Source organism: Streptomyces albospinus (genome assembly GCF_014648695.1).
Classification (GTDB): domain Bacteria; phylum Actinomycetota; class Actinomycetes; order Streptomycetales; family Streptomycetaceae; genus Streptomyces; species Streptomyces albospinus.
Map to the genome: position 1 here is coordinate 1 of NZ_BMRP01000026.1, position 4,858 is coordinate 4,858.

Below are 4,858 nucleotides of genomic sequence, written 5' to 3' on the forward strand. Positions count from 1 at the left end.
CAGAGACCAACAGTCCCAAGCCGCTTAACGAAACCGTCCACGCTGCGAGGGGATGGACATCGTGACTGCTGCCATCGCTGCGTGCCACGATGCGTATCACGCAAGGGGGGACGGCGTTTCCATGAGGTTCAATCAGAGCCTGGCGGACAAGCTCGATGCGACGATGCTCGTGCAGCTGCTGCCGGACGACGCAGTGAATTCACTGGGCAGATGGCTGACCGACCCGGAGAGAGGTCGGCGGTACAGGAAGGGAAGCGGGACTCACACCGTTCCGTACTCGCCTTCCACTTGGATGGCCGTAGATCCCTGGCCCAACGCCCTCGCCGACCGTACAGCAGTTGCTCTGGCCTCCGTAAGCCGGGCCGACGTGGTGGCCACAGTCCAAGTCGCGGATCAGTCAGAGAGTTGGGCAGAGGCATTCGTGGCCACCCAAGTGTGGGGTTACGGCCTCACGGGCTACGGTCCGTACCGCACGTGCCAGGTACTCGCCCAGCCAGGTGCTGAGGAAGCCTTCGCAGAAGCCGTGTCCCTGCTCACTGACGAAGGTGCGTCCGCGGCCTACGAGAGGTTGCAGGCGTTGGACGGTCTTGGGCCGGCGTTTCTTACCAAGTTCCTTTACTTTGCTGGCCAGGCGTTGCCAGTGGTGAAGGGGCCGCGTCCACTGATCCTCGACAGCGTGCTCGCTGGGGTTCTCCGTCGGCATGCCACGAAGGTCGGGACCGTGGCTGATTACGAATGGGCTGCGGCGATCGCCAATCGGATCTGGCGTGACAGCAACTGGACCTCCCACCGCTACCGCATCTACCTGCAGTGGATGTACGCGGCCAGCGAGCAACTGACAGCCGCATTGATCGACTGGCCCGCGGCGCCGGATGTCCTCGAACTGGCCCTCTTCAGCGCCGCCTGGGACCCCGCATGACCGGACGACCGGGGTTGTCGACAGAGCAGGCCGCGCCAGACGCGTGCCAGATCGTGAGGACAACCACGGGGAACACCGGGCAATCGGGTGCGAGCAGGTCGGAAAGTTGCCTGACTCCGTCGCAGCTCAGCACGCTACTGGTCCTCTGGCCACCTGAGCTTCCCAAGCTGAGACACCAGATCCGCCGACCACAGATGAAACCCGTAGGATCCCGCCCATGGTGACTGCGACCGTCCGCGAGTGGCGCGATGAAGAAGGGTGGGGCGTGCTCGACTCGCCCGAGACTCCCGGCGGTTGCTTCGGCCACTACTCCGACATCCAGACGACCGGCTTCCGCACGCTGTCGCCCGGACAGCAAGTCGACCTCACGTGGGAAGCCCCCGGCTTCAAGCAGGACGGGTACGACTACCGCGCGGTGAGCATCGTGCCTCGGACTGCCTGACATCCACACCTGACATCAACGACAGTGCACGACCACGGTCCCCGGCGGTCCGCTGTGCGACCGCGTCCTCTACTGCGGCATGCAGTGGCGCCCGGTTGATCGAACTTGTAAAGCGGTGGTCATGCCGCGCGCTTCATGGCCGAGGGCGGGTTCAAGTGCGTGCCGAGCCTGAGTCAGCTGCCGTCTGCTGGGTCTCCCCAGTGCCAGGGCAACTCGGGCGGGAGCAGGGGGCCTCTCGCTGCACTGAGCTGCGGAGGCCGTGCTCCCCAGGAGCCAGATCGGCGTTCTGGGGAGCCAAAGAGGGAGCCACCCGAGGCGAATCGGGTTGGACTTCCATGGACGGACACGGACCTCCGGCGCCTCAACTACGGGCTCCCACAGGCTCTTTCCTGTGCCCCTGCTTAGTCCCGTCTTAACGCGACCATAAGGATCGCCGGGATCGGCCTTCGGGCCCCGAATCCGCTGCTCAGCGCGGCTAGCGTGCTGCTCGCAAAGGCGGGTTCGGGTGCCCGCCGGTGCCGTTCACCGGGGGCGGCACCGCGGCACCCGTATCCCGGCCCCCCACCACCGCCTTCGCTCCCCCCACCTGACGTACCTCATGAAGGAGACCCCCACGATGACCGCTCGTCGCAAGGCCACCGGGATCGCCGTGGCCGGCACCGCCTCCCTGGCGCTCACCGTGCTCGCCGCGGCCCCGGCCGCCGCGCACGGGACGATGTCGGACCCGGTCAGCCGGGTCGCGGCCTGCTACGCGGAGGGCCCCGAGCACCCCACGTCGGCGGCGTGCAAGGCGGCCGTGCAGGCCGGCGGCACCCAGGCGCTCTACGACTGGAACGCGGTCCGGGACGGCAACGCGGGCGGCAGGTCCAAGGAGAAGATCCCGGACGGACAGCTGTGCAGCGCCGGCAACCCCGAGTACAAGGGCCTGGACCTGCCGCGCGCCGACTGGCCGTCCACGAAGATGCAGGCGGGCAACCACACCTTCCACTACAAGGCCACCGCCCCGCACAAGGGCTCCTTCGAGCTGTACCTCACCAAGGACGGCTACGACCCGACCAAGCCGCTGAAGTGGTCGGACCTGGAGTCCCAGCCGTTCGCGAAGGTGACCGACCCGAAGCTGACCAACGGGGAGTACGTCTTCGACGGCAAGGTGCCCGCCCGCTCGGGCCGCCACCTCGTCTACAGCATCTGGCAGCGCTCGGACAGCCCCGAGGCGTTCTACACCTGCTCCGACGTGGTCTTCGGCAAGGACAGCGGCGGTGCCGGTTCGGCGACGCCGGCGCCCACCGCCTCCGCGCCGACCGACCGCCAGATCGCGGCGGGCGCCGCCAAGTCGTCGATGGACATGAGCGGGCACGGGCACATGGACGGCGGCGCGGACCACCCGGCGGCGTCCGCGGGTGCGGACGCCGCATCGGTGGAGGGCGGTGCGCACCCCGACGGCGCGGCGCGTCCCGTCGGCGGCCACCGGCTGGCGGAGACCGGTGGCAACGCCGCCACCGCCCCGCTCGCCATCGGCGGCGCCGCGGTGCTCGCCATCGGCGCCGCGGTGCTGTTCACCACCGCCCGCCGCAGGGCCGTCCGCAACCACGGCTGAGCCGCTCCGGCACCGCGGCCGATCGCCCCGGGCCGCTGCCCCCGTCAGGCCCTCAGGCCCGTTCGGGCGGCAGCGGCTCGATGATGTCGTTGGCGACGTGCTGGTAGACGACCGAGCTGCGGCAGTCGACGACCTCCCGGCGCTTGAAGACCTGGTCCATGAGCAGGGCGTGCAGCCGGTCGACGTCCGGGACCGCGACATGGACCAGGAAGTCGTCGCCGCCCGCGACGACATAGACGTTCAGCACCTCGGGAAGCGAGGTCAGAAACGCCTTGAAGCGCTCGATGACCTCGCGGTTCATGGGCCGGATGCGGACCGTGAGCAGCGCCTGTACGGGGCGGTTGAGGGCGCGCAGGTCCACCGTCGCGCGGTAGCCGGTGATCACGCCGCGGGCGCGCAGCGCACGGACCCGCTCCAGGCAGGTGGAGGGGGCGATGTTCAGCAGGCGGGCCAGTTCGCGGTTGGTCTGCCGTGCATCGCGCTGGAGTTCGCGGACAATCGCCGAATCAATGTCGTCCATGGGCCCCATGGTGCCGCACAGACCGAATTTTGTTCGGTGGCAGCTCAATATGATCAATCTTCCGTTTACCGTCAGCGCCTGTGACCGTACAAGAAACATCCCTTTCCGCTTCCGTGCAGCCGGATGTACGGCGGCTGGGCATCGGCAGTGGCACCGCGCTGTGCGCCGGCGCCGTCCTGGGCCCCGGTGTCCTGTCGCTGCCGTCGCTGGCCGCCGCCGCGGCCGGCCCGGCCTCGATCCTGGCCTGGGTCGTCCTGCTGGCCATGTGCGTCCCGGTGGCCGCCGCCTTCGCGGCGCTCGGCGGACGGTACCCCGACGGCGGGGGCGTCGCCACGTACGTGCACCGGGCGATCGGCCCGCGGGCCGCGGCGGTGGTCGGATGGTGGTTCTACGGGGCGGTGCCGATCGGGGTGGTCTCGGCCGCGTGGATCGGCGGGAAGTACGTGGCCGACGCGGCCGGCTGGGGCGACACCGGCGCCGCCGCGGTCGGCGGGGCGGTGCTGGCGGGGTCGCTGGTGTCCAACGCGGTCGGGCTGCGGATGTCCGGGCGGGTGCAGCTGCTGCTCGGCGGGCTGCTGGCCGCGGTGCTGCTGTGCACCGTCCTGGCCGCCGCCCCGCAGGTGTCCGCCGCGCACTTCACCCCGTTCATGCCGGGCGGCTGGGCGTCGGTCGGCTCGGCGGCCTCGGTGCTGTTCTTCGCGTTCGCCGGGTGGGAGGCGGCCAGCCACCTGTCCGGTGAATTCGCCGATCCGGCGCGGGACTTGCCGCGGGTGACCCGCCGCACCCTGGCTGTCATCACGGTGCTCTACCTGGGGCTCGCGGTGGCCACCGTCGGTGTGCTGGGGCCGGCCGCCGCGGACACCGACACCCCGCTGACCGCGCTGCTCACCCGGAGCGTGGGCGGTGCCGCCCGCCCGGTGGCCGCCGTGGCGGCGCTGTTCCTCACCTTCGGGACGGCCAACGCGTATCTGGCCGGGGCCTCCCGGCTCGGCGCGGCGCTCGGCCGGGACGGGGCGGCGCCCCGCTGGCTGGCCAAGGGCGGGGCGCCGGGCGAGGTGCCGCGCCGCTCGCTGGCGGTGCTGGGCGCGGCGGCGGTCGTCCTGGCCCTGGCCGCCGGGTCCGGGGGCACCGATCTCGATCTGCTGATGCGGGCCACCGCCACCTGCCTGGCCGCGGTGACCCTGGCCGGGCTGGCCGCCGCGCTGGTGCTGCTGCCGCGCCGCACCGCCCTGTGGTACGGCGTGCTGGCCAGTTCCGCGCTGACGGCGGGGGTGCTCGCCTTCGCGGGGTGGCTGCTGCTGATCCCGGCGGCGCTGGCGGTCGCGTCCTGCTGCTTCCTGACGCTGCGCCGGCCGGGGCGCGGCAGCCGCTGAGGTGTCG

The 4,858-nt window shown here is 70.9% G+C and carries 5 protein-coding genes; 4 read left to right on the forward strand and 1 reads right to left on the reverse strand.

Features of this window, described 5'->3' with window-relative positions; translation table 11 throughout:
• The first annotated feature begins 52 nt into the window (after nt 1-52).
• The 3 genes from IEZ17_RS28375 to IEZ17_RS28385 all read left to right on the forward strand — a co-directional run bounded on the left by IEZ17_RS28375 (nt 53) and on the right by IEZ17_RS28385 (nt 2,958).
• On the forward strand, nt 53-919 hold the full coding sequence (locus IEZ17_RS28375) for an 8-oxoguanine DNA glycosylase OGG fold protein (protein WP_189305001.1): 867 nt from the start codon (nt 53-55) through the stop codon (nt 917-919).
• Between the two features lie 217 nt (nt 920-1,136).
• Nucleotides 1,137-1,361 carry a cold-shock protein gene (locus tag IEZ17_RS28380; RefSeq protein WP_189305009.1) on the forward strand — a complete coding sequence of 75 codons (225 nt, stop codon included), beginning with the start codon at nt 1,137-1,139 and terminating at the stop codon, nt 1,359-1,361.
• A 616-nt stretch (nt 1,362-1,977) separates the two neighbouring features.
• Nucleotides 1,978-2,958 (forward strand): lytic polysaccharide monooxygenase, encoded by a 981-nt coding sequence (locus IEZ17_RS28385; protein WP_189305011.1) that lies wholly within the window; start codon nt 1,978-1,980, stop codon nt 2,956-2,958.
• Nucleotides 2,959-3,010: 52 nt separating this feature from the next.
• Here the strand turns inward: IEZ17_RS28385 and IEZ17_RS28390 are convergent, their stop codons facing one another.
• Nucleotides 3,011-3,478 (reverse strand): Lrp/AsnC family transcriptional regulator, encoded by a 468-nt coding sequence (locus IEZ17_RS28390; RefSeq protein ID WP_159504600.1) that lies wholly within the window; start codon nt 3,476-3,478, stop codon nt 3,011-3,013.
• 80 nt (nt 3,479-3,558) lie between these two features.
• Between IEZ17_RS28390 and IEZ17_RS28395 the strand changes: the two genes are divergently transcribed.
• A complete protein-coding gene (locus tag IEZ17_RS28395) occupies nt 3,559-4,851 on the forward strand; it encodes an APC family permease (RefSeq protein ID WP_229852741.1) in 1,293 nt (430 codons plus the stop codon).
• The last annotated feature ends 7 nt before the right edge of the window (nt 4,852-4,858 follow it).